Source organism: Shewanella sp. MF05913 (genome assembly GCF_059758095.1).
The window spans coordinates 273,576-298,865 of record NZ_JCAYNT010000004.1; the positions used below are offsets into that span (position 1 = coordinate 273,576).

Below are 25,290 nucleotides of genomic sequence, written 5' to 3' on the forward strand. Positions count from 1 at the left end.
TACCTCATTATGCCAAAAGCCATCTCCAGTGAATACCTATACCTCACGCTTGAGAAAACTTATAATGGTGCTATTACACAGTTTTTGCTGTCTCATTTAGTTAATGGAAATGCCCATGCTCAGTTATCGCCACGGTTATCATGCTGGCAATTATGCCGATGTGCTTAAACACGCCATGCTTATTCAAGCGTTAAAAGCCATGCAGAAAAAAGAAAAACCTTACGTGTATATCGACACCCATGCAGGTGCTGGCGCGTATTCGTTAACAGATGAGTTTTCGCAAAAGACGGGTGAGTATTTAGAAGGTATAGCGAAGCTTTGGGACCACGATAATTTGCCTATCGCTTTAGCCGATTATGTAGAGTCTGTGCGCCATTTTAACGCTGAGCATGATGGTGAATTAGCTGTATACCCTGGCTCACCAGCGTTTGTTGATGTGGAATTACGCCCACAAGACCGCATGGTATTACACGAACTACACACCACCGACCATGAGCTACTTGAAGATTATTTTGTTCAAGACAAACAAGTGAAAGTGATTAATGGTGATGGGCTGGCGGGTTTAATCGCTGCGGTGCCACCGTTAGAACGTCGTGGCGTAATATTAATTGACCCAAGTTACGAAATAAAAACAGACTACGTTGATGTAGCAGAAACGATTATTAAAGCACATAAGCGTTTTGCGACCGGAATGTTTATGCTGTGGTATCCGGTAGTAAAACGTGAACAAACGGAAGCCATGCTGACATTACTTAAAAATAGCGGCATTAAAAAACAACTGCGTATTGAGCAAGGCTTGAGTGCGGACAGTGACGAGTTTGGCATGACAGCAGCCGGTTTATGGATTATCAATCCACCTTGGCAAATGGATGTCATGGCCAAAGAAGCATTAGATTACTTAGCGCCATTATTAGGCCGTGCTGACGGTTACACGACCGTGAAGTGGGAAGTTGGCGAGTAATCGAAATATCCCAACTTAGATAATAGTTTGGCTAATAGTTTGGCTAATAGTGATACCAATAAAAAAGCCCGGCGCATGCATATGAGCCGGGCTTTTACTATTCTATTGTTTATACCAATTCCATTAATTATGTGACCAATCAGAGTCACTCAGATTGTTCAGTTTGAGGCGCATTGTTGAAATAATGGTTATTCCCTTCTAAGACGATGCAACAAAGAAATGAACGGTCTGAGTGCCTCCTGCAAGGCGGGTTTCTGTGCCTTCTATGCTGCTTAATAGCATTTTGACGTAGAGCAACTATGTCTTCAATCCTATTACTTGCCTAGAAGGCACAGAATTCCCGCTGAATGACCAGATAATTAGTGGAATTGGTATTGGTTATTAAGGTCGCTTAAAAAACGCGCCTGCTGCCCCTGGGAATACCACTGGGCTGACATTGCCATTGGCGGCCACGCTTGCTACGCCAAATAGGTAATTATCAATCACAAGATTATCCAGAGTAAAGGTATTCACCTTGCCCACATAGCGGCTGTGGGTCCACTCTGGTGCGGTAGTTGAGCGCCAATACACTCGATAACCTACCACGGTTTCATCACTGCTTTTTGCCCAATTCAATGTGGTACTGGGAGACACCTGGCCTTCAATCTTCACTTGTGTTGGCGGTGCAGGTGCCCAGGCTTGTGCGGCTAAACTTAAGGCATTTAATGCGGTAAGCTTGGCGGTAAAGCCAAAATCAACCCCTTCAATCACATCACCATAAGCAATGCCATTTTCAACCCGAATATCCTGATGTTGGCGGTCGTAATGTTCGTTAGTTTCCATAATGCGCACCGCAGGCAAACCGGCTTGGTTAAACGGTAAATGATGCCCACCACGGCCAAATCGGTCAAGGCGATACACTAACATTACGTCTAGATTCGTCATGTATTGGTCGGCCAAGGTTTTTATATTACGGGCTAAATTACGCGAAGCTGAATCGTTCTCACCACCACTAAAATAACGCTCTTTTGCCTCGTCGGCCGTTTCTGCAAAACGTACACCTTCCGAAAATACTCGTACACTGCTGTTATTGACTACGCCATTAATGCCAGAAATATTGCCTATCATGTCGTTGTTTAACACCGCTTGCACTTGCCAGCCTTGCGCTTTTGCGTAGTCGGCTAAAATATTGCCGCCGTACAAACCTTGCTCTTCACCCGACAACGCGGCGTACACTATGGTGCCGTTAAACTGATATTTTGATAACACACGAGCGGCTTCTAACGCGCCAGCTACACCGGAGGCATTGTCGTTAGCACCGGGCGAAATGGAGGTAGCATCAAGTACGTCAGTGACCCGCGAATCAATATCACCGCTCATCATCACTACACGCTTAGGGTCTGTTTTACCACGTTGAATAGCAATAACGTTGACCACCTCGGTAGGCTGCGCAATTCGCTTACCCTCTACGGTGTTTGCTACCGTTACCACTTCAAGGCAACCACCACATTCTTTTGAAATCCGCTTAAACTCGGCTTCTATCCAGCGTCTTGCGGCGCCAATGCCTTGGGTGTCAGATTGCGTGTCCGACATAGTATGGCGAGTGCCAAAATTCACCAATGTACGAATATCTTGCTCAATGCGCTGCGCTTGTGGTGCATTAGCAATGTCGTACAAGCGCATGTCTTCTTGCGAAGGGGCTACAAATACGGTTTTGTCCGCGGCAAGTGCTGGCACGGCCACAGCACCAAAAATTAATAAACCCGCCATGCCTGCTAAGCAATAGCTACTATTACGGCTGAGTTTGACGCGCTTTGGCTGCGCTTTATGAATTAAATGCTTCATGAATAAAGACCTTAATTAACTGGCTAATGCTTTTTGATAGCGTTTGAATAATATTTTTACGCGCTTCACATAAGCTTGAGTTTCAGGATATGGCGGAATGCCACGATATTGAGTGACGGTACTCGGGCCGGCATTGTACGCGGCGCACGCTAAGTCTAGATCACCATTAAACTGCGCTAATAGTTGCGCTAAATAGCGGCTACCACCACGAATATTTTGCTGGGCATTTAACGGGTTGTCTACGCCCATGTCACTGGCGGTACCAGGCATTAATTGCATTAGCCCTTTTGCACCGGCTTTTGAAACTGCCCCAGGTTTAAACGCCGATTCGGCATGGATTACGGCTCTGATTAATGCCGGATCTAACTGATATTTGTGTGCCGCTAATGCTACATCGGTGGCAAAGTGCGAGGTAAAGAGTGGAATTTTGTACCAGTCGATAGTTGAATCTGGGCGACAGGCAAAACATTCGTACAACAGCACTTGATAATCGGCATCTAACGGTTGTTGATCGCTAAACACCATAATTCCGTTGGCTTGCTTGTATTGATACACTTTACGTTTTTCGACGCCTAAATCACTGACAATACCGTTTTCAGAATATTGGGCTTTTACATTGGGTTTGCGTGTTGCAGAGGATGATTGGCTCAGCGGATAATCATTGGTTAACGTTCGCGGTTGTGGCTTATCGCCAACATACCCGCCATTAAGCGATAATTGATCGTTAATGGATTTAGGGCTGTTTGGCGTCAACACGTTAAATGCTTCAAGAGTGGGTTTACTGCTATTCCCCTGCGCATTGTTCTGTGTCGGTTTTAGCTGGAGCTGCTTTTTTTCGGTAGGCTCTTCAACACGGTATTTCGCTTTTATTTGTGGTTTTGTGGTTTCTTCTACTTGAGGATAAACCACTTGTTTAGCGTGTACTTGCGCAGCACAAAAGAGTAATACGATAATCAATAGCGCCAGCTCATTACGCCACAACATCGAGTTACTCCTGCACTTGATCAAATATCGGCATTGGCGCGATACGGGCAAATTTAGCAACGGCAGAACCAGGGAAAATCTTAACCCCACTGTTAAGCTCATCGACCGCTTTACGGTAAAAATCTTCGGCATGTATAAAGTCGAGTTCGAGTTGCAAATACTCAGCCAGTTGCTCGGTACACAGTTTGTCTTTATTTACCGTAGACAATAGTGACTCTAGACCTTGATCGATTTGCTGCCATGCTGCAATCGATACCGACAACGACCCACCTGCTACATTTGATTCTTCAATCGGTTGCTGCCAATCATGTTCGGGTTGTAGCTGTTTTAGTTGCTCCAACTGAGCTTGCTGGTCATCGGTTAACGGGCGTGGGTAAGAGGGTTTTTCCTGACACAGCTCAGTAAAGAGTGTCAGTCTTCTATCAATTTTTGAGTCGATGACTTTTAGCGCTTCAATGGCTGAAGTGCGTTTTTTAAGTAAACTGGCATACCAAAGATAGGCCAGAATCGCGGCTAAAGTGAGGCTAATAAATAGCGCCTGCATGGTGACATCCTTTATTATTGTTATTCACTATCATAATCATTATTTAATCAAAAGTTCATCTTTATCGGCGATATCTTCGCTAAAAAATAACCACAAAAGTGTTTATCTGTACAAATAGATGTTAAAAAACTGTTTTGATTACGATCTTAATCATAACACAATTATCGAATAACATCTGGATGATATTTACACAGTTAATTTTTTAATCACCATTTTTTTCAATCACCTAAAGCCTAATTTGCCAGGGTGTTTTTTAAACACTTTTTAAGTTTACTCTATTTAAACAAACCCATTAGTGGATTTTAAGTATCATTTAATCACTGTTAATCTTCTTTTTACTCGCTATGCGATTTTTAGCTAAATCCAAATATAAATGCATATTGCTACAGGCACAAAAAAGCCCAGTTAAACTGGGCTTTTTTACAGCAGGGTTACCGATTAAATCGATTTTCTATCGTTATCGACTTTTTCGTCGTCCTCTTCGCTGGGTTTTTCACGCTTACTAAAGATGCGCTCAACCACCACAAAGAATAACGGCACAAAGAAAATACCTAAGAATGTCGATGACATCATCCCGCCCAGTACTGCCGTACCAATGGCGTTTTGACTACCAGAACCTACGCCAGAGCTAATGGCTAATGGTACAACGCCTAAACCGAAGGCTAATGATGTCATTAAAATTGGGCGTAAACGGACTCTCACTGCATGCAGTGTTGCCTCAATTAAGCCTGAGCCTTTTTCGTAGTATTCTTTGGCAAACTCAACAATCAAAATGGCATTTTTGGTCGCCAGCCCGACTGTGGTTAATAGGCCTACCTGGAAGAATACGTCGTTAGGTAAACCGCGACCATTCATGGCTATCAATGCACCAATAATCCCTAATGGCACCACAAGAATAACCGATAACGGCACCGACCAGCTCTCGTATAGTGCCGCAAGCACTAAGAACACAATTAAGATAGATAATGCATATAACGCTGGTGCCTGGTTGCCCGACAGCCGTTCTTCGTATGACAAACCATTCCATTCTATGCCGTAACCAGGTGGAAGCTGTTTGGCCATTTCTTCTAGTGCATCCATCGCTGCACCAGTACTGTAACCAGGTACTGTCGCACCTTGAATGTTAACCGCGGGTACACCGTTAAAACGCTGTAACTGAGGTGAACCAAACTCCCACGACCCAGTCGAAAATGCCGAGAACGGTACCATTTCGCCATTGCTATTACGCACATACCAGGTGTCTAAGTCGCTTGGCTGCATACGATATTTCGCCTCACCTTGCACATACACCTTTTTCACGCGGCCGCGGTCAATAAAGTCATTTACGTATGAGCCACCTAATGCCGTCGCCATTACGCTGTTAACGTTATTGATATCAATATCTAATGCACGCAATTTAGCGTGATCGACGTGAATTTGATACATAGGCGCGTCTTCTTGACCGTTAGGTCTGACGCCCACTAGGTTGGGGTTTTGCGCCGCCATGCCGAGCATTTGATTACGCGCTTCAATTAACTTGGTATGGCCTTGACCATTCAAATCTTTTAAGTACATATCAAAACCATTGGCGGTACCCAGCTCAATGACCGACGGCGGTACAAAGGCGAACACTAAGGCTTCTTTGATTTGCATAAAGCGCCCCATTGCCCTGCCAGCAAGTGACTGAACATCTTCACCTGGCGCTTCGCGAGTTGACCAATCTTTTAAGCCTACAAACGCAATACCCATATTTTGACCTGAACCGGCAAAACTAAAGCCTGCGACGGTAAATACAGATCGAACAATGTCTTTTTCGTCATTGAGGTAATAGTCGTTAACCTGTTTAAGCACTTTTACGGTGCTTTCTTGGGTTGAGTTTGTTGGCAAAATTGCTTGGGTAAATAAGATACCTTGGTCTTCATCTGGCAAGAATGCGGTTGGCATACGTAAGAAAATCCAACCCACCGCAATCACTAAACCAATGTAAATCAGCATCACTCTAAATGAGCGCTTTAAAATACTGCCAACACTAGACTCATAACGCGAGGTCATGGCATCAAACTTGCGATTAAACCAACCAAAGAAGCCCGTGTCCGCTTGGGTATGGCCTTTTTTAATCGGTTTTAGCATGGTGGCACATAATGCCGGTGTTAATACGATTGCGACAAACACAGACAACGCCATTGCCGATACAATCGTAATCGAGAACTGACGATAAATAACCCCAGTAGAGCCAGACATAAATGCCATAGGCACAAATACCGCAGACAAGGTCAAACCAATACCGACTAACGCACTGGTGATTTGATCCATTGACTTACGGGTGGCCTCAAGTGGACTTAAGCCCTCTTCTGACATCACACGCTCAACGTTCTCGACCACAACAATTGCATCGTCCACCAGCAAACCAATAGCCAATACCATGGCAAACATGGTTAAGGTATTGATGGTAAAGCCTGCTGCCGATAGCACGGCAAACGTACCAAGCAATACAACCGGTACGGCAATCGTTGGAATTAACGTGGCTCTAAAGTTTTGCAGGAACAGATACATAATCAAGAACACCAATACAATGGCCTCTATCAATGTATGCACTACGCCTTCAATCGATTGCTCAACAAATGGCGTAGTATCGTAAGGGTAAACAACTTCAAGTCCTTGCGGGAAAAACGCTTTCATCTCATTAATTTTGGCTTTAACACCTTCTGCGGTGTCGAGCGCGTTGGCACCTGTAGCCAATTTAACCGCTAAACCAGACGCTGGCTTGCCATTGAAATAAGAGTCAACGGCATAACTTTCTGCCCCCAGCTCAACTCTAGCCACGTCTTCAAGATACACATTTGCGCCTGATGAGTCAGACTTCAGAATAATCCGTCTAAACTCTTCTGGTGTTTGCAGACGGCTTTGGGCTGATATTGTCGCATTTAACTCTTGCCCAGCTACCGATGGGGCTCCCCCTAATTGGCCTGCAGAAATCTGTGCGTTTTGTTCACTAATCGCAGCAGTAACATCAATACTGGTTAAGTTGTATTGAGTTAATTTTAGTGGGTCGAGCCAAATACGCATCGCATATTGCGCACCAAAAAGCGTCAGTTCACCCACGCCAGGTACACGGCTCATTGGGTCTTGAACATTGGCTGCGACATAATCTGAAATGTCACTTTTTCCCATTGAGCCATCTTGTGACACAAAACCCATCACCATCAAAAAGCCTGATGTCGACTTATTCACTTTTACACCCTGCTGCTGAACTTCAGAAGGCAGTAAAGGTGTGGCAGCCTGTAATTTGTTTTGCACCTGAACCTGTGCAATATCAGGATCGGCTTCAGCATTAAAGGTTAAGGTGATTTTGGTGTTACCAAAACTGTCACTGGTCGATGAGATATAGCGTAAATGATCCAAGCCGGTCATTTGTTGCTCAATAACCTGTGTTACCGTGTCTTCCATGGTTTTGGCAGACGCACCAGGATAAAAAGCACTGATCACCACTGTTGGCGGTGCAATACTCGGATACTGTGCAATCGGTAAACCTCTAATGGCCAACACACCTGCAAGCATAATTAAAATTGCGATTACCCAAGCAAAAATAGGGCGATCAATAAAAAAGCGAGCCATAATTTATCCCTACTTTTGTGATTCGTCAGCCGTTAATACTTGTGGTGAAACCGGTGCGCCTGGGCGGATTTTTTGCAGACCTTCGACAATTAATTTGTCGCCCACCGCTAAACCTTCAACAATACGCCATTGGTTGCCAATCACTTCAGCTGTTGTCACTACGCGCATTTCTGCGTGGTTATCTTTGTCGACGACCATTGCAACCGCTTGGCCTTTATTGTTACGAGTTATAGCGCGTTGCGGCACTAAAATCGCATTAGGGTCCTGACCAGCATTTAACTGGGCGCGCACATACATACCGGGCAATAACGTACCTTCAGGGTTAGGGAACTCTGCACGCAATGTCACCGAACCGGTGGTTTCGTCTACATTTACCTCAGCAAATTGTAGAGTACCTTGATGGTCGTAAATGCTGCCATCTTCAAGCATTAATGTCACTTCAGCGTTGTCGCTTTTCAGTAACTGGCCTGAACGTAGGTTGGCTTTTAAGCGTAATAGTTGAACACTTGATTGAACGATGTCGATATTAATGGGATCAAGTTGCTGAATGGTCGCGAGCGTTGTGGCCTGATTAGCCGTAACCAATGCCCCTGCCGTCACCGATGATTTACCAATTCGGCCAGCTATCGGCGCTTTAACCTCGGTGTACTCAAGGTTAATGTTAGCAGTATTAATGGCCGCTTTTGCCACTGTGACCGCGGCTTGCGCTTCTTTGTATGCAGCTTCTGTTTCATCAAAATCTTGTTGACTCACTGCATTGGTTTTCACCAATTTAGCGTAACGAGCGGCTTTGGCTTTAGCAGAACCTAATGCGGCATTGGCACTGGCTAAGTCTGCTTCGGCACTGATTAATGCCGCTTTATAGGTTGCTGAATCGATTTGATAAAGTGACTGACCTTGAGTCACTTCGCTGCCTTCGGTAAAGGCACGCTTGGTAACAATACCAGAAACCTGTGGACGCACTTCTGCTTCTAAAAATGCACGACTACGACCAGGTAGCTCAACCATAAGAGTTTGAGATACGGCTTCAACTGTCATTACGCCTACGGGAGAAGGAGGTTGCTGCTGTTGCTGTGCCTGGCCATCCTCAGCCTTGCCACAAGCGGTAATCCATAATGCGGCTGATATAACCGCGGCGATTTTCAATGCTTTATGCATGTGTGCTCCTACTCCGATTTACGTTCAATATGGTTCCTCAGTCTTGAGGTATTCCATCTGAAAATAGCTAAAATTAAACTGTTAAATTTTCTGTGTTCTTTATCGCATAGGTACAAAATTCAAACAACTCAACCTAATACAATAAATTGTAAATAAATAATAAGTTTAGGTTATATATAGCTAATTTGTTAATAGATTGTTGCTTGCACATGAGCAATCAAACAAATTAGATCCAATCACTTATTTTAGCGCACCTTACGGCAACATGTTGACAATATCAACTTAATTGCATTCGGGTTAGATAGCACTACTATCAACATAGATTAATTATGATCCGTGACAACCTCATTTAATTCATCCATCTTGGTTGAATTAACCTGTTGTTCTGTACCATCCATCGCTGGATTTATCATAATGTCGCGCCACCATAATTGGTTAGCCTGTGGATTAGCCAACATCACTGCCTGGCCAAATTTAGGGGTTAACAAGGTGACGTTATGTTGTTTGGCTAATGTGTTAATACGCTCGAAAGGTTCAAACCAGTCATGTAATGCCAAATCGAAAGTGCCATTATGTACTGGCATCATAGCCTTAGCGTTAACATCGATATGCGCCTGTAGACTTTGCTCTGGCAACATATGGATATCACTCCATAAGTCATTATAGGCACCCGTTTCAATCATGCTCAGATCAAACGGCCCCAAACGCTCACCAATTTCTTTAAAACCTTTAAAATAGCCACTGTCGCCGCTAAAAAACACCTTGTGCTGTAACCCCTGGATAACCCAACTGGCCCATAATGTTTGATTGCGGTCTAGCAAACCACGGCCAGAAAAATGCTGCGCTGGCGTAGCGGTGATATGTAAACCATTTAACTCAACAGACTGCCACCACTCAAGCTCGGTCACTTGAATAGGGTCGACACCCCATGATGTTAAGTATTTTCCGACGTTAAGCGGCGTCACAAAATGTTGTACTTTGCCGATTAATTGTTCAATCGCGGCTTTATCGAGATGATCATAATGATCGTGGCTAATAATAACCGTTTTGATGGCCGGTAAATCAGCAATACTAATTGGCGATTGATGAAAACGCTTCGGCCCAGCCCATTGTACAGGTGATGCTCGTTCGCTAAAGACCGGGTCGATTAACACGTATTCACCATCAATACGCATCAGTAACGTTGAGTGGCCTAAGCGATAAACAGCATCTTCTGTCGATTGAGCTAGGAGAGTTGGCGTTAGCGCCTCTAACGGCACGGCATTTTGAGGCGCTGGCGCCTGACGCTGGGTATTCCAATAAGCTTTGGCGATAGGCCATAAACTGCTTAACCCCGCTTGATAAGCTTTTTCACTATTAATGAAAGGCTGGCTTTTATTGGCAGCTGACCATGTTTTAGTGAGCCATATAATCGCAGCTAACACCACAAACCCGACAATAACACCGGTTAATATTTTCATTTCAACACCAATAAAGTAAACTACACGGTGTAGTTTAATAATCTCTCATTGAAAAGTAAACTGCTCAGTGTAAAATATCTTCCATAAAATTGAATACAGTGCTGATCATGACTCAAGAAAAACAAACTCGTAGCCAAATTAAACGTGCGGCCATTATTGAAGCCGCCAGAACGACCTTTAAAGCATTAGGGGTTGCGGCGACGAGTATGGACAAATTAGCAGAAGTGGCTGGAGTGTCTAAACGCACGGTTTACAATCACTTTGCCACCAAAGAAGCCTTAGTGATGATCTTAATGACCGAGTTATGGCAACAGGCATTATCGCAACCTTCTGAGCCTTATAATCCAGGCAAGCCGCTAGCACCGCAATTACAACAGTTAGTACGCTGTGATATTGATCATATTCAGTCAGAAGAACACATTGAAGTGTCGAGAATGGTGATTGGCCACTTGTTTTATGCATCTGAAATGCAACAAGAAATCAAAAAAATAATTAAAGAAGAAACCGCGATTTTACGTTGGATTAAAGCGGCCAACAAAGATGGCCGCATCAATGTAGATGATATTGAACAGGCTCAAGACCAAGTCCAAAGCTTAATTAAAGGCCAATGTTTTTGGCCGTTAATTTTTCAAATTATTGAGCCGTTAACTGACGAAGAAAAAGACCAGCACGCGGCAGAAATCGTCAACGTGTTTTTGTGCCGCTATCAGGCGTAATACTTATTAAGTCTGTCTAAACACGGTTATCGCCCACACCCAAAGAAATAACACGGCTTATTTCAGCTAAGCTCATGCCAGACTCTTGCTGCCAATGATTAAATGCCGCTTGGGTTTGGCGCAATGCAGTTTGCGAGGTAAAGCCCGCATCCACTACCTTATGGCCGGTTAAATACGCTTGCACATCTTGGCTCATCAAAAAGGTGTCTTTACCTATTGCGCGTAAAAAATAAGGGCCGGTATTACCACCTAAACGAGTACCACGTTTTTTAAGCACTTGCCATAAACCCGTTATGTCATCACTTGGCCAATGTGCAATAAATTCAGCAAAGCTGCTGTGTTCAGCATTGATCTGCTGGATCATGTAGGCATTATCAACAATGGCCTGGGTTTTCTTTTGATGGCGAATAAGCGCAGGATCGCTGGCACGCTGCTGAATTTGATCTGGCGATAACATCAATACTTTCATTGGTTCAAAGTCAAAGAAGGCTTTTTCGTAAGCTGGCCATTTATTGTCGACCACTCGCCATACAAAACCACTTTGAAAAACACGTTTACTCATCACTGAAAGTAACTGCGCATCGGTATATTCACTGATCTCATCAGCGTCGAGTGTATTGGGTAGCAATGACTTAATGACAGCAGGTCCGCCTTTACGCTCACAAGCTCGCGCCCAAATATCACTGAATTTCTCTAATGCCACCGTGTCACCCCTTTAACCTTATCAACCTAAAACTGCTAATACGGCAGAGTCAGATTGATTGATCTAAATATACTAAAAATCAATGATAGTTATGTATTACACTCTTTTTTGAGTTGTAAAAACTGTTTCCATTTTACCACTTCGGCCGGCAATTCAGGCGTACCACCGGTATAACCCGCTGCCGTAATTAAGGTTTCGATAGGCACTTGCTTACCACGGCATACAAACACCCCACGAACATGCGCAATACAATGTAAACCGCGCGCTGTAACGATACGATGCTCAATATAAAAGTATTTTTCATCCCAACCGACAATTTTGGTTTCAATGGTAAACATTTCAAACGGTTTAATATCGCGAATATAAGTAAACTCTGCAGCATTGACTATGGGTAGCCATTTATTCTTTAAAAATTGCTTCATTAAACCAATTTCAGCAATCAAATAAGTACGCGCTAAATCCATAAAAGCAGGATAGCGAGAGTTGGTTAAATGCATATTGATGTCGCAATCTAACGGCAAAACCCGATAGTTAATTTTACTGGTGCCTAAAAAATCAATACGTTTGCAATGGCCAATTCGCCATAAAAACAATAACGCAAAACGAAAATACAGATTCATTTACCACTACTCCTATTGTTAGCGCGACAGGCTAACAAAGGTCATACCAGCGAGCAAGGAGCTTTGCTGTCTTTGACTTATTTAACACTCAATCATCAACACAAACTCAACAGCGTACCGTAATTTGTTACTCTTTTTGCGACTCATCCCCCTTTTCATCTCAGGCTTAACTGATTACCATAGCAATGCGGTGTTAACTTGATGGTGTTGTTAAGACACTGACAAGATGAACAACAGCATTTATCGTTATCGACAAATGCTCAACGCAAACAACATTGTTTATAATTCTCAGGGCGGGGCGCAATTCCCCACCGGCGGTAAACTTGAAAAAGTAAGCCCGCGAGCGCTCGATTCGTCGAGGTCAGCAGATCTGGTGACTTAGTATTGCTTAAAGGTAATGTCTAACAGTCCAGAGCCGACGGTTATAGTCCGGATGAGAGAGAATAGAGATACATCAATCAGCCCACGGCTTTTTGATGCAATTTGTTTTGGATTTATATCCCTCTTTACAAGCCCTGATTCTGGTCATTTTAGGAGTACAACCATGAATCAGTTATCACTACTTGCCGAATTTGGCGAACCTATTACACGTGTCGAAAATGCACTTGCTGCGCTTAGAGAAGGCCGCGGAGTATTACTACTCGATGATGAAGATCGCGAAAACGAAGGCGATATTATTTATTCAGTTGAGCATTTAACCACAGCCCAAATGGCATTGATGATCCGTGAATGCAGCGGCATTGTGTGTTTATGTTTAACCGACGAGCATGCTAATAAGCTTGAATTGCCACCGATGGTTGTTAATAACAATAGCGCCAATCAAACCGCTTTTACCATCTCCATTGAAGCGAAAGTGGGTGTGACTACAGGCGTTTCAGCACAAGACCGTGTTACCACCATAAAAACGGCGGCAAACCGTAATGCTAAAGCATCTGACTTAGCCCATCCTGGACACGTATTTCCGCTACGCGCTCGCGCTGGCGGGGTGATGTCTCGTCGCGGTCACACTGAAGGTACGGTTGATTTAATGCAAATGGCCGGTTTAATGCCAGCAGGCGTGTTATGTGAACTTACCAACGAAGATGGCAGCATGGCGAAAACGCCAGAAATCGTCGCCTTTGGTTTAAAGCACAATATGCCTGTTCTCACCATCGAAGACATGGTGATGTACCGCAACCAGTATGATTTAAAGTTAGCGTAAGTTATTACTCAAAGCGTAACAACGACTATCCAAAACAAGAGGCGCATTGCGCCTCTTTTTGTATCGATTTTCCGCTCAATCAAAGCTCGGTAATAAAGGCCTGATACTGCTGCATTGTAGTTGCCTCTTCTAGCATGCCTTGATGGCCGATATTAGGCACCATAATGAACTGCTTATTAGCAGACTTGCTCGCAGCAAACAGTTTTTCAGCAAGTGCTGGCGGCACTTCTTCATCATCCTCTCCTGCGATCACCAATAATGGGCCTTGGTAATCATTGGTAACCACTTTTTGATTATCGATATTACGAAAGTCTTGGGGCATTTCCAGGCTCATAAACGGTGCCATGTACCAGGGCGTTTTCTCATCGACCCAATCGTCGGCATTAGTGGCCGAACCGTGTAAAACCAATGCATCTATTTTATTATTTCTGGCTAATTCTGCGGCAATAAAACTGCCTAACGAGTAACCATGCAATATGATTTTTTCGGGTTGGTATTGTTGATGTACATAGTCTAATTGTTGCTGGGCATCCAAGATAATATTGTTAATCCGCGGCTTACCTTCACTGGCGCCAATACCACGGCGATCCATGACTAAGATATCTGTGTTAAGCGCTGATAATGCCGTTAAATCGGCCAAACAATGTGGCTGAATTTTCATGCCATTACCCTGATAAAACACTAGGGTTGTGTTGCTTGCAGGATTATCAATAAAAAAACCATTCAGCTTAACGTGATCACTTGCTTCTAGGCTCAATTGAGTGATTAGATGATTCGGCATGGCTTGTTGTAATGCTTGAGTGAACTCAGTGCTAAAGGCCACGGGCTCTTTATCATTGGCAATAAAATTCTCTTCACTTAAGCGCACCGTACAGCCAGAGAGAATGAGCATAGTCGTGCTAATCATTGCCACCGAGATCATTTTTTTTACTGTATTTTGCATATCATTGTCCTTAATTATTCATCGTCCTTGTGGATTAAAATATCACCTGGCGAGCACTGTAAATGCTGGCAAATGGCGTCGAGTGTTGAAAACCGAATCGCTTTAGCGCGGCCGCTACGTAATACCGACAAATTTTGCGGTGTAATACCCACCAATTCTGCTAGCTCAGTTGACTTCATTTTGCGCTTTGCCAGCATCACGTCTAGCTCAATAATAATGGCCATTAAATGGTTAACTCCGCCTCTTCTTGCAGCTCTGTCGCGTGCTTCATCACCCAGGCCACACAATAAAAAATCATTCCAAACAGCGCATACTTTAGCTCCTGGCTTCCCAAGCTAAAATACACCGGGACCGCACTTGATGTACCGCTAAAGTGCAGTGAAAAAGCGATGATCATCGGATAGAAAAGGCTGAGTAAAATCCACGCTAAAAAGACCAAAGCAATGTTGCTTAAACAGCGAAAATTACCTGGGGTGAACACCTGCCCCTGTTGATACAAAGTGAATAACTGATATAGAAAATAATAAATAAACAGATAAGGCAAAATTTCAACACTGCCCAAAATGAACCCGGGATGAAAGCCTGCATCATAAAGGCTTTGCGCAAGAGCCTGCCAGGGGTTACCAAAATCAACGGCAAGGTAACTGCTAAACCAGCCCCACCAGTCAATTGTGAGTACATATTCGCCCGCTTGAAACTCGCCGAACACCATGGTGCCGCAATAGCTACTGACTTGTAATAAGGCTAAAAAAACGATGAGTAATTTAATCCATTTACTGAGTGAAACAATTCTATCCATGATGATTCTAGGTTGGTTAATGTTAATTTAACGTTAACATAGTTATTTTTATTCGACAATAAGTTATCGATAAACGATAACTTTATTTTTATATCAACCCAAATGACCTCAGTATTTCAAATCGCAGCCATAAAAAAACCGACAATCAATGTCGGTTTTTAAAGTGTTTACATTAATGATTTACGCGGCAATACCACTGTGACGCAGTAATGCATCAGTGTTGGGTTCGCGGCCCATAAAGCGTTTAAACAGCTCCATTGGCTCTTCACTTCCGCCCATTTCAAGAATGTTATTTAAGAAGCTTTTGCCCGTTTCTGGGTTAAAGATGCCTTCGTCTTCAAAACGTGAGAACGCATCAGCCGATAACACTTCAGCCCATTTATAGCTGTAATAACCTGCAGCATATCCACCGGCAAAAATGTGGGCAAAACCGTGTTGAAAGCGGTTAAAGCTTGGTGGGGTTAATACCGCTATTTGGCTGCGCACTTCATCTAAAATACCTTGGATATCGACGCCTTTTGCTGGGTCAAACTCATGGTGCATTCTAAAGTCGAACAACGAGAACTCAAGCTGGCGCACCATCATCATGCCTGACTGGAAGTTCTTTGCCGCTAACATTTTGTCGAGCAATGCTTTTGGTAATGGCTCGCCAGTTTCGTAGTGGCCAGAGATTTCCGCTAAGGCTTCTTCTTGCCAGCACCAGTTTTCCATAAATTGACTTGGTAACTCTACGGCATCCCAAGGCACACCGTTAATGCCCGATACGCCGCCAACATCGACTTTGGTTAGCATGTGGTGAATACCGTGGCCAAACTCGTGGAATAACGTAGTAACTTCGTCGTGAGTAAATAACGCCGGCTTGCCGTCTACTGGGCCATTAAAGTTACAGGTTAAATAAGCCACTGGTTTTTGCAGACCAGTAGAGGTAATACGACGGCCACGGCAATCGTCCATCCATGCGCCGCCACGTTTACCGCTGCGAGCATATAAATCTAAATAGAAGCTGCCGCGGTGCTCGTTATCGGCGTCAAAAATATCAAAAAAGCGCACGTCTTTGTGCCAGGTATCAACGCCTTTTTGTTCGTTAATCGTTAAGCCAAATAGCTTGTTAACGGTAAAGAATAGGCCTGATAAGACTTTGTCTTCTGGGAAGTACGGACGTAAAATTTCTTGCGACACTTCATATTTGTGTTGCTGCAGTTTTTCGGCATAAAAACTTAAGTCCCATGAAGCCATTTCGCTGACATCATAGTGTTCTTTAGCAAAGGCGCGTAGTTCAGCCAATTCTGTTGCCGCCTGGCCTTTTGAGCGCTGACCTAATTCATTTAAAAAGCCCAATACCTGCTCTGGTGACTCTGCCATTTTGGTGGCTAATGATTTATCTGCGTAACTGGCAAAACCCAGTAGATTGGCTAACTCATGACGTAATGCCACGATTTCGTTCATGTTATTTGTGTTATCAAAATCGCCAGCATTTGGGCCTTGATCAGAGGCGCGGGTGACAAATGCACGGTAGCATTCTTCGCGTAACTCACGGTTTTCGCTGTAGGTCATCACCGGTAAATAGGATGGAAAATCAAGGGTAAACAACCAACCTTTTAGCTCTTTGGCTTCAGCCATTGCTTTAGCAGCGGCCACTGCCGACTCAGGTAAACCCGCTAGATCAGCCTCGTCGGTAATCAACTTGGTCCAGGCTTCGGTAGCATCTAGTAACTGATTAGAAAAATTGCTAGTTAGCTCAGATAAACGCTTAACAATCTCGCCATAACGCGCTTTTTGACCATCATCTAAGCCAATGCCCGACAATTCAAAATCGAGTAAGCTTTGTTCAATAACTTTTTTCTGCGCTTGAGTTAACTCGGCAAAATCAGCTGATTGATGAATTGATTTATACGCCTCATACAACCCCTGATGCTGGCCAACATAGGTGCCGTAATCAGACAATAATGGTAAACACGCATCATGGGCATCACGCAATGCATCGCTGCTGACAACCGAATTCATGTGCGATACCGGTGACCACGCTTTACTTAATTCGTCGTCCACTTCTTCAAGGGGGGCAATCAGGTTGTCCCAGGTATATTGACTATTTTTAGCCAATAAAACATCAATGGTTTCACGACATTTGGCAATGGCTTGCTCAACCGCAGGCTGAATGTGTTCTGGTTTGATTTTAGAAAACTCGGGTAACGCTGCGCTATTTAGCAATGGATTGCTCATAAAGATTCCTCGAAATAATTCGTGTGACGACTTATATAGGGTCAATTGCTACATATATTGGGTCAATTTGCTGCGTTTTCAAGATCTATTATCGCGATGAATGAATTAACGATTGATCTGCTGAGTTGGCTCTAGCGTATTATTCATACAAATAAAGTGACTGCTTCCACAGTTTTAATTTACACTTAATTTACAATTTTATTATTGTTTACTAGGTCTCAAACGAGACTGATTATCATTTAATTTATACATTAAACAGATACCATACTCATTACGAACACATCTATGTACCATCACTCTGCACCATAACCTTGGGCCAACACATGACCTTTGCTTTCTGTACTGTTAGTTGTAAACATGGTGTTACTACTGTTTTTTTACCGGTACTTGCGGTAATTAGCTTAGCACTGTCAACACCTGTATTCGCCCTCGCTGATACTCAGCCAAGCTTTGGCTTAGATGTGGGCTGGGAGAATCATTACATTACTGAGGGTCGCGACAACCTAGATAAAGGCGGCATTACCTGGGCTGTTGCAAGCGTTGAACATAATGACATGGTGGTTTTTGCCGTGGTTGGCCGAGCAGACCAAGTACATTACACCGAATGGAATGCTGGGTTAGAATACAGCGTATCTCTACACGATGACATTGATGCCACGATTGGCTACCAACGCCTTGAATTTTATGGAGATGATCGCGCATCCGACAATGAATTTTTTAGCTCAATCACCTACAGCGGCATTGATTGGTTGGTCCCCGCCGTCAACTATACTTATGCCACTGAAGCGTCTGGTTACTTTGTTACCCTGAGCGTACACAGTCCTTGGGAAATCAACCCACAACTCACGCTAACACCTTATGTATTGCAAGGATTTGATTTTGGCTACAGTAGCGAAGACCACGACGGTGACAACCATGTGCAATTTGGCCTAGAAGCAGAGCATCAATTTAGTGAGAATCTTGCGATTGCCGCCCATATTAGCCACAGCATTGCCTTAGAAGACATTAAACAACAAGCCCGGATTGACGACCAACAAGGCAGCTTAAACGAAACTTATGCGGGTGTATTTATCAGTTTGGGCTTTTAGCAGACTCGCGTTTTATCATTGTGCGACTACACTGAATGGTTAATATTTGACCGCGCAAGGAATGCACATGCTAACCCGCCAAGTTCAATACGCTGCTATATGTGGCGTATTGTCGATAACCTCTTTATGGGCTTCCTCGGTAGCCGTTGCCGCTGAGCTCAATCAGTTAAATAAACAACCGTCTAAAAATACCACTGAGCTTAGTAACGACAACGTCAATGATTTACCACCACAATCCGCCAGTGATAGCCAAGGTAATCGCATCACACTACCCACTGAAACGAGTTCAGCATTAGAGTATCGCGCCGACGATATTTACCTCAAACCGAGTTTGCAACAGCACATCGATGCCAATCAATCATCTCATTTTTCATCAAGTCAAACGCGGCCAAGCATGGTCGACGACCCTAGCTGTCGGTGGTTAAATAACCGCATAAAGCACTTACAAAAAAAGCAGCGCCAAACCCAACACAGTCAATTTAGTCATTATCAAGATGAAATCGATATTAGAGAGGACGAATGGGCTTGCCTTAAGTGTGCAACCAGCGGCCCAGGTAACGTTGACCGTGGTGCATGTCAGCATAAGCGTTAATGCGTTGCGCTAACACAATAAGTAAACGACTAGATTGCAAACACAATCCCCCCTACAATGGGGTTATTAATCGTAGTGGAGATCATCATGGCTCAACATTTTGACTATATCGCGCTTGGCGCAGGCAGTGGCGGTATTGCCTCAGCAAACCGTGCAGCAATGCGTGGCGCAAAAGTTCTTATCATTGAAGCAAAACACGTTGGCGGCACTTGCGTTAACGTGGGTTGTGTTCCTAAAAAAGTCATGTGGTATGGCGCACATGTCGCCGAAGCCTTAAATCTGTACGCTAAAGACTATGGCTTTGATGTCACTGTTAATAAATTTGATTGGAACACTCTGGTTAACAATCGTGAAGCTTACATTAGCCGCATCCATGATTCTTACGGTCGTGGTTTTGCGAATAATAAAGTGACCTTATTAAATGGCTATGGTCGCTTTGTTAATAATAACACCATTGAAGTCAATGGCGAGCACTACACCGCTGACCATATTACTGTTGCTACTGGCGGCGCACCGACGATTCCTGACATCCCTGGTGCAGAATACGGTATTGATTCTGACGGTTTCTTCGCCCTGCGCGAGCAACCAAAACGCGTTGCTGTGGTTGGCGCGGGTTATATTGCTGTTGAAGTTGCAGGCGTATTGCATGCCTTAGGCAGCGAAACCCATTTATTGGTACGTAAGCATGCGCCACTGCGTAACTTTGACCCTATTTTAATGGACGCATTAGTTGACGCGATGGCCACCGATGGCCCAACATTGCACACTCACAGCGTGCCAAAGTCGGTTAATAAAAATGCTGATGGCAGCTTAACCCTAGCGCTTGAAAACGGTGAAAGCTTAACAATTGATTGCCTAATTTGGGCCATTGGCCGTTCACCGTCAACGGGTAATATCGGCTTAGAAAATACCGATGTTAAGTTAGATGCTAAAGGCTATGTGATTACTGATGAGCAACAAAATACCACCGCTAAAGGTATTTATTGTGTTGGCGACATTATGGCGGGTGGTGTTGAATTAACCCCAGTTGCCGTTAAAGCGGGTCGTTTGTTGTCAGAGCGCTTATTTGGCAACATGCCAGATGCCAAAATGGATTACAGCTTAATTCCAACCGTAGTATTTAGTCATCCACCTATCGGTACCATGGGTCTAACTGAGCCTGAAGCCGCTGAGCAGTATGGCCAAGACAATATCAAGGTTTACACCTCTACTTTTACCTCAATGTATTCCGCTGTTACAGCGCATCGCCAGGCTTGTAAAATGAAGCTGGTGTGTGCAGGTGATAATGAAGTGGTTGTCGGTATTCACGGTATCGGTTTTGGTATGGACGAAATACTCCAGGGCTTTGGCGTGGCAATGAAAATGGGCGCAACTAAAGCAGACTTTGACTCAGTAGTGGCAATTCACCCTACTGGCGCTGAAGAATTTGTCACTATGAGATAAGTATTTGGAGATAAGCTTTTGATAGTTAGTAGTTAAATATTAATTACAGTCTTCCGACATCAATACAGTCTCAATAATAAAAACCATGAATAGCTTAGCGCTTTCATGGTTTTTTTATGCTTCTTTGTCCGCTAACCATTGCAAAAACACTTTAATCCCGGGAGGGCGTTTCTGTGAGTGGCCCATTAATTGAGTCATGGCAAAACTAAATTGATAGTACATTTCGGCATCATTTGGATGCTTTTGTGCATCATCACTGTTAATCATCGCGCCGCGTAAATAATCGCACAGTAACTCACCACGATTAAATCCGCCAACTTCACCAATTTCAGTTAACGTTTGGGCGTTCCATTGCTTATATTGCGAGCTCACACGTTCAAAACGCTCACGATAATAATCGCTGGCATGAGATATAACGGCTTCATTAGGGATGACTCTGGCGATAACAAACGATTGCTCAGACAAGATGTGATACAAGCGCTGACAATGATGGAATATATAGCGTAAATAAGGGTCACTATATTGCAAAGTGTCTTGCTCTGCTTGCGCTAACCAATGACGATAATCGGCACAGGCCACCGCCACAATGAGATCAGCTTCTGAGGTAAAATGATTATAGATGGTGCCTTTCGATATCTGGCTGGCCTCAACTAAATGTGAACGGCACAAATCAAAGGTCTTGTGACCTTTTAAACAACGTTGTGACACCTCAATCAAATAGTTTCCGCGCTCTTCCCAGCTGCTCATTTTGTACTCCATCAAATTTAGTATAAATAAAACGTTAACATCTCACATTTACACCATAGCAAGCTTTTTAGATATGGCAAATTGAGTAATACTGATACCACTATGAACTTATTCAATGGCCTATGTTAAAGATTGAATTATTAGAGAGTTTTATCGCGGTTGCGGAGTGTGGCAACTTATCAAAAGCTGCAGATAAAATTTGCCGAACCCAATCTACACTGAGCTTGCAAGTTAAAAAGCTTGAAGAAAGTGTCGGCCAAACATTGTTGATTAGAGACAACAAAGGTGTCACCTTGACCGAGTCTGGTGAAACCTTACTTAGCTACGCCTATAAAATGATCCAGCTAAACTCACAAGCACTCGATGAATTAAAAGAGTGTAACAACCGTGAAGTTATCCGCCTTGGCGTACCAACCGACTTTATAAAATGCTATTTAAACAGCTGCTTATTAGAGTTTATTCGTGAGTTCACCTGCATTGAATTAGTCATCGACACCGACGTCAGCGGTAATTTATACAAGCGGCTACATCAAGGTGAGTTTGACGTGATTGTTGCCACGCATTGGCAATTACCCGTTAATGGCGAACTATTATTTACCCGCCGTTTTAAATGGGTTGCTGCGGCTAACGGTAATGCCCATAAAAACAAAACGATTCCTGTAGGCTTATACCCAGAAAACTGTCCTATTCGAGCACAAGTATTCGCTAATCACCAATTGTCTATGCGTCCTATCAGAGTGCTACTGTCTACCCCATCACCACAAGCATTGTGCATGGCCGTCGAGAATGATTTAGTGATTGCACCGGTAGCCGAATTTAGAATTAACGATAAAATGCAGGTGTTAGACCCACTAAAACATGGCTTACCACCACTGCCGATGTTTAATGAGTCACTCTATCTCAATCCTGACACCCAAACCCATGCGACAAAACAGTTAATAGATTTAATTAAAGCCAACGTTGAACACAAAGGTTATCAACTCGACGAGCCTATCGCGGCTATCTAAATCATGACTCACGGTAGGTCATCTGGCTTATCGATAGGGTTATACCCAATCACATACTCACCATGACGCCCTCTTTGAGCTTGCTAGAAAGCACCTTAATATTACCTATAAAATCATGCTACCAAACAAAAATGCCAGCAACACACTCATGGCAATGGTGACGACTCCAGGAATAAGAAACGGGTGGTTAAACACCGCCTTACCAATCCGCGTTGAACCTGTGTCGTCCATTTCAACTGCCGCTAATAATGTTGGGTATGTGGGTAATACAAACAAGGCGCTCACCGCAGCAAACGATGCAATAGCCGTTAACGGACTCACGCCAATCGCCAGCGCTGCGGGCATTAATGCTTTTGTTGTCGCCCCTTGAGAATACAACAACATAGAGGCAAAAAATAACGCTACCGACAACAACCAGGGCTGGTTTTGAAGTAAAGTTCCTGCAATGTCTTTAATTTCATCAATATGATTAGATACAAAAGTATCACCCAACCATGCTACCCCAAGTACACAAATACACGCTGACATGCCAGACTTAAACGTCGACGCATTAGAAATTTTGCTGGCATCTAAGCGGCAAAACCAGGTAATTGCCGCCGCAGCAGATAGCATAAACAACATAATCGCCACATCGCGCGACAGCACCGGATGCGTAATTAAACCGACTTTGTCAGATATTGCGGTGGCATAAGACATCACCGCAACAATCGCCACTAAAAAAATCGCCACAGACCGCTTAGCGCCAGGTAATAATGTGGCTTGAGTTTCGCCACGAACCTTCACTAATCCGTCGGCTAAACGTTGTTGATAAATAGCATCTTCTTGCAGTGGTTTACCCAATAACGACGCGACTGCGGCGCCCACTAAACAGGCAATGAAGGTAGAGGGAATACACACGGCTAACAGTACTAAATAATCCACGCCAAAAGGCTCTAAAATCCCCGAGAAAAATACCACTGCAGCAGAAATAGGCGATGCCGTAATGGCCACTTGTGAGGCAACAACGGCGATAGATAATGGGCGAGAAGGACGAATATCCTGCTCTTTAGCCACCTCAGCGATAACCGGTAAGGTCGAAAAAGCCGTATGGCCAGTCCCAGCAAATAATGTCATCAAATAGGTCACTATTGGCGCTAAAAAGGTAATATGCTTTGGGTGTTTTCGCAGTAATTTCTCAGCTATCGACACCAAATAATCCATGCCCCCCGCTTCTTGCATTGCGGCTATGGCAGTAATCACCGACATAATAATCAACATCACGTCGATAGGGATCGCGCCAGGCGTTAAGCCTAAACCCACAGTGAGAATTAACACGCCTACGCCACCAGCAAACCCTATCCCTATGCTGCCCATTCTCGCACCGAGGTAAATGGCCCCGAGCACAATTATTATTTCTAGTATCATCATAGTGTGAACTTGTTAATTCCTGAGTATTTGACGGTATAGCAGGGATAACTGCTTTAGAGATTGTGATACTACTCTTTTGCTATTTTACGAATATAGACGTGGATCAATTTACTGAGTGGAAATAAAGTAGAGGGAGTTATCAGCAGAATTATTAAGCAGTATATCGGTAAAAATGGCCTCGAAATTACAATAAAAATGCCAATCAAATGATTGGCATTTAATGGAAGACAAATAGTTAACGCTTAAAAATAGTACCCAAAGTTAACATTGATACGATAATCCCAGCTATCTCCAATCTCAGGAAGACCAACATGACCGTTGTCTAATGTCGAAGCATACATATTTTTGCCCGTGATAAAATCTATCATGGTATATGTCGGCCCTGACGATAACGCCACACCTGTGACATTTTGATAGCTATTGTCGTAATCGTCATTGTCTACGTCTGGTGTCACAAGTCCAAAGTCGTTATATACTTTTACACTGCCCCAGCTAGTGGTAAACGTTTTTGCTATGTTGACACTGTAGGCCTGAGCTTTTGAGGCAATCTCGTACTGCCAGGCGTAAGCCGATACGGCAATTTTGTTCTCATCAAGTGAGTCAGCTGCATCATACTCATACTGCATTGCCTGAAGCTGTAAGTTCCAACCGTTATAGCTGCTGTCTAAATGCAACGCAATGGCATAGCGATCGCCATTGTTACCAGTGTTGCTATTGTAAATTTGTCCCACTTCAATCGAGCCACCGAGTACGGTTTTTCCGCCTTCGTATTCCATGGTGTAGGTTTGACGAGCATTTAACTGATTAGTCTCTTCGTTATAATATTCAGTGCCGTTAACCGTTCCAGTATACAAATCGGTTGAATAACGTTCATTGCGACTAGCACCATATTCAGCATTTTTATAAAACGCTAATTCAGTCCCCCATCCATTACTCGAATAAACGGTTTTAATACCCGCATCGTAATCGTCTTCAAAACCTAAATAATACGGTACGCCAAACCAAAAACTATTTGAGATGAACCCAGGATTACCAAAAGGGACTTGATTGATACCAAGTTGAATTTGCCATTCTGGCGAGTAGTCATAAAAAGCATAACCATATCGTAATGTTTCCCAGCCATCATAAAAACGATATTCAGATGCTAAACCCCAGGGCAAGATCACGAAGCTTTACCTTGACTTAAGTTTGTGATCTTATACTTCTTTTTAGTAAGAAGTGAGTTAACCCATGTCGCAACTACAGCTATTCAAGTACTTTTCGAACATTGATGACCCTC

21 protein-coding genes, 1 pseudogene and 1 riboswitch are annotated in these 25,290 nt (G+C 43.7%); of the genes and pseudogenes, 7 read left to right on the forward strand and 15 right to left on the reverse strand.

Annotated features, from left to right (window positions below; all coding sequences use genetic code 11):
• Window positions 1–115: 115 nt before the first annotated feature.
• Entirely contained in the window at window positions 116–961 is an 846-nt protein-coding gene (locus AC19MV_RS08330; protein WP_432402381.1) for a 23S rRNA (adenine(2030)-N(6))-methyltransferase RlmJ, read from the forward strand.
• Window positions 962–1,342: 381 nt separating this feature from the next.
• Here the strand turns inward: AC19MV_RS08330 and AC19MV_RS08335 are convergent, their stop codons facing one another.
• The 6 genes and pseudogenes from AC19MV_RS08335 to AC19MV_RS08360 all read right to left on the reverse strand — a co-directional run bounded on the left by AC19MV_RS08335 (window position 1,343) and on the right by AC19MV_RS08360 (window position 10,525).
• The gene (locus tag AC19MV_RS08335) at window positions 1,343–2,710 is read right to left on the reverse strand and encodes a M28 family peptidase (RefSeq protein ID WP_498306968.1); all 1,368 of its coding nucleotides are present in this window, start codon (window positions 2,708–2,710) and stop codon (window positions 1,343–1,345) included.
• Between the two features lie 90 nt (window positions 2,711–2,800).
• Window positions 2,801–3,433: pseudogene (locus AC19MV_RS08340) on the reverse strand (lytic transglycosylase domain-containing protein); the annotation flags it as partial.
• 340 nt (window positions 3,434–3,773) lie between these two features.
• A complete protein-coding gene (locus AC19MV_RS08345) occupies window positions 3,774–4,313 on the reverse strand; it encodes a hypothetical protein (RefSeq protein WP_432402379.1) in 540 nt (179 codons plus the stop codon).
• Window positions 4,314–4,751: 438 nt separating this feature from the next.
• The gene (locus AC19MV_RS08350; protein WP_432402377.1) at window positions 4,752–7,907 is read right to left on the reverse strand and encodes an efflux RND transporter permease subunit; all 3,156 of its coding nucleotides are present in this window, start codon (window positions 7,905–7,907) and stop codon (window positions 4,752–4,754) included.
• Between the two features lie 9 nt (window positions 7,908–7,916).
• Window positions 7,917–9,065: an efflux RND transporter periplasmic adaptor subunit gene (locus AC19MV_RS08355; protein WP_498306935.1), complete on the reverse strand. Its 1,149-nt coding sequence runs from the start codon at window positions 9,063–9,065 to the stop codon at window positions 7,917–7,919.
• Window positions 9,066–9,388: 323 nt separating this feature from the next.
• Window positions 9,389–10,525: an MBL fold metallo-hydrolase gene (locus tag AC19MV_RS08360; RefSeq protein WP_498306937.1), complete on the reverse strand. Its 1,137-nt coding sequence runs from the start codon at window positions 10,523–10,525 to the stop codon at window positions 9,389–9,391.
• 107 nt (window positions 10,526–10,632) lie between these two features.
• Between AC19MV_RS08360 and AC19MV_RS08365 the strand changes: the two genes are divergently transcribed.
• Window positions 10,633–11,241, forward strand: coding sequence for a TetR/AcrR family transcriptional regulator (locus AC19MV_RS08365; RefSeq protein WP_498306939.1), 609 nt, complete (start codon window positions 10,633–10,635; stop codon window positions 11,239–11,241).
• 16 nt (window positions 11,242–11,257) lie between these two features.
• Here AC19MV_RS08365 and AC19MV_RS08370 read toward each other — a convergent pair whose 3' ends face one another.
• On the reverse strand, window positions 11,258–11,944 hold the full coding sequence (locus AC19MV_RS08370) for a DNA-3-methyladenine glycosylase I (protein WP_498306941.1): 687 nt from the start codon (window positions 11,942–11,944) through the stop codon (window positions 11,258–11,260).
• 89 nt (window positions 11,945–12,033) lie between these two features.
• The gene (locus tag AC19MV_RS08375) at window positions 12,034–12,564 is read right to left on the reverse strand and encodes a thioesterase family protein (RefSeq protein ID WP_498306943.1); all 531 of its coding nucleotides are present in this window, start codon (window positions 12,562–12,564) and stop codon (window positions 12,034–12,036) included.
• A 280-nt stretch (window positions 12,565–12,844) separates the two neighbouring features.
• A riboswitch (FMN riboswitch) is annotated at window positions 12,845–13,013 on the forward strand.
• 95 nt (window positions 13,014–13,108) lie between these two features.
• Here AC19MV_RS08375 and ribB point away from each other — a divergent pair.
• Complete coding sequence (gene ribB / locus AC19MV_RS08380; RefSeq protein WP_432402365.1) at window positions 13,109–13,765, forward strand: 3,4-dihydroxy-2-butanone-4-phosphate synthase; 657 nt, start codon at window positions 13,109–13,111, stop codon at window positions 13,763–13,765.
• Between the two features lie 79 nt (window positions 13,766–13,844).
• Here ribB and AC19MV_RS08385 read toward each other — a convergent pair whose 3' ends face one another.
• From AC19MV_RS08385 to prlC, 4 genes are all read right to left on the reverse strand, one after another.
• Window positions 13,845–14,708, reverse strand: coding sequence for an alpha/beta hydrolase (locus tag AC19MV_RS08385; protein WP_498306945.1), 864 nt, complete (start codon window positions 14,706–14,708; stop codon window positions 13,845–13,847).
• A 14-nt stretch (window positions 14,709–14,722) separates the two neighbouring features.
• Entirely contained in the window at window positions 14,723–14,932 is a 210-nt protein-coding gene (locus AC19MV_RS08390) for a helix-turn-helix domain-containing protein (protein ID WP_498306947.1), read from the reverse strand.
• Window positions 14,932–15,507 (reverse strand): DUF2975 domain-containing protein, encoded by a 576-nt coding sequence (locus AC19MV_RS08395; RefSeq protein WP_498306949.1) that lies wholly within the window; start codon window positions 15,505–15,507, stop codon window positions 14,932–14,934. Before AC19MV_RS08395 ends, AC19MV_RS08390 begins: the two co-directional genes overlap by 1 nt.
• A gap of 180 nt (window positions 15,508–15,687) precedes the next feature.
• The gene (gene prlC, locus AC19MV_RS08400; RefSeq protein ID WP_498306951.1) at window positions 15,688–17,727 is read right to left on the reverse strand and encodes an oligopeptidase A; all 2,040 of its coding nucleotides are present in this window, start codon (window positions 17,725–17,727) and stop codon (window positions 15,688–15,690) included.
• A gap of 323 nt (window positions 17,728–18,050) precedes the next feature.
• On the opposite strand from prlC, the gene AC19MV_RS08405 reads away from it, so the two are divergent.
• The 3 genes from AC19MV_RS08405 to gorA all read left to right on the forward strand — a co-directional run bounded on the left by AC19MV_RS08405 (window position 18,051) and on the right by gorA (window position 20,850).
• Window positions 18,051–18,815: a hypothetical protein gene (locus tag AC19MV_RS08405; RefSeq protein ID WP_498306953.1), complete on the forward strand. Its 765-nt coding sequence runs from the start codon at window positions 18,051–18,053 to the stop codon at window positions 18,813–18,815.
• 67 nt (window positions 18,816–18,882) lie between these two features.
• Window positions 18,883–19,407: a hypothetical protein gene (locus tag AC19MV_RS08410; protein ID WP_498306954.1), complete on the forward strand. Its 525-nt coding sequence runs from the start codon at window positions 18,883–18,885 to the stop codon at window positions 19,405–19,407.
• An 87-nt stretch (window positions 19,408–19,494) separates the two neighbouring features.
• Window positions 19,495–20,850, forward strand: a complete 1,356-nt coding sequence (gene gorA / locus AC19MV_RS08415; RefSeq protein WP_498306955.1) for a glutathione-disulfide reductase — start codon at window positions 19,495–19,497, stop codon at window positions 20,848–20,850.
• A gap of 114 nt (window positions 20,851–20,964) precedes the next feature.
• On the opposite strand, the gene AC19MV_RS08420 is transcribed toward gorA, so the two are convergent.
• Window positions 20,965–21,597 (reverse strand): TetR/AcrR family transcriptional regulator, encoded by a 633-nt coding sequence (locus tag AC19MV_RS08420; protein ID WP_498306957.1) that lies wholly within the window; start codon window positions 21,595–21,597, stop codon window positions 20,965–20,967.
• A gap of 122 nt (window positions 21,598–21,719) precedes the next feature.
• Here AC19MV_RS08420 and AC19MV_RS08425 point away from each other — a divergent pair, with 122 nt between their 5' ends.
• Window positions 21,720–22,604, forward strand: coding sequence for a LysR family transcriptional regulator (locus AC19MV_RS08425; RefSeq protein WP_498306959.1), 885 nt, complete (start codon window positions 21,720–21,722; stop codon window positions 22,602–22,604).
• Window positions 22,605–22,709: 105 nt separating this feature from the next.
• On the opposite strand, the gene AC19MV_RS08430 is transcribed toward AC19MV_RS08425, so the two are convergent.
• Window positions 22,710–24,011, reverse strand: coding sequence for an anaerobic C4-dicarboxylate transporter (locus AC19MV_RS08430; protein ID WP_498306961.1), 1,302 nt, complete (start codon window positions 24,009–24,011; stop codon window positions 22,710–22,712).
• A gap of 242 nt (window positions 24,012–24,253) precedes the next feature.
• Window positions 24,254–25,171 (reverse strand): hypothetical protein, encoded by a 918-nt coding sequence (locus tag AC19MV_RS08435; RefSeq protein ID WP_498306970.1) that lies wholly within the window; start codon window positions 25,169–25,171, stop codon window positions 24,254–24,256.
• Window positions 25,172–25,290 lie beyond the last annotated feature (119 nt).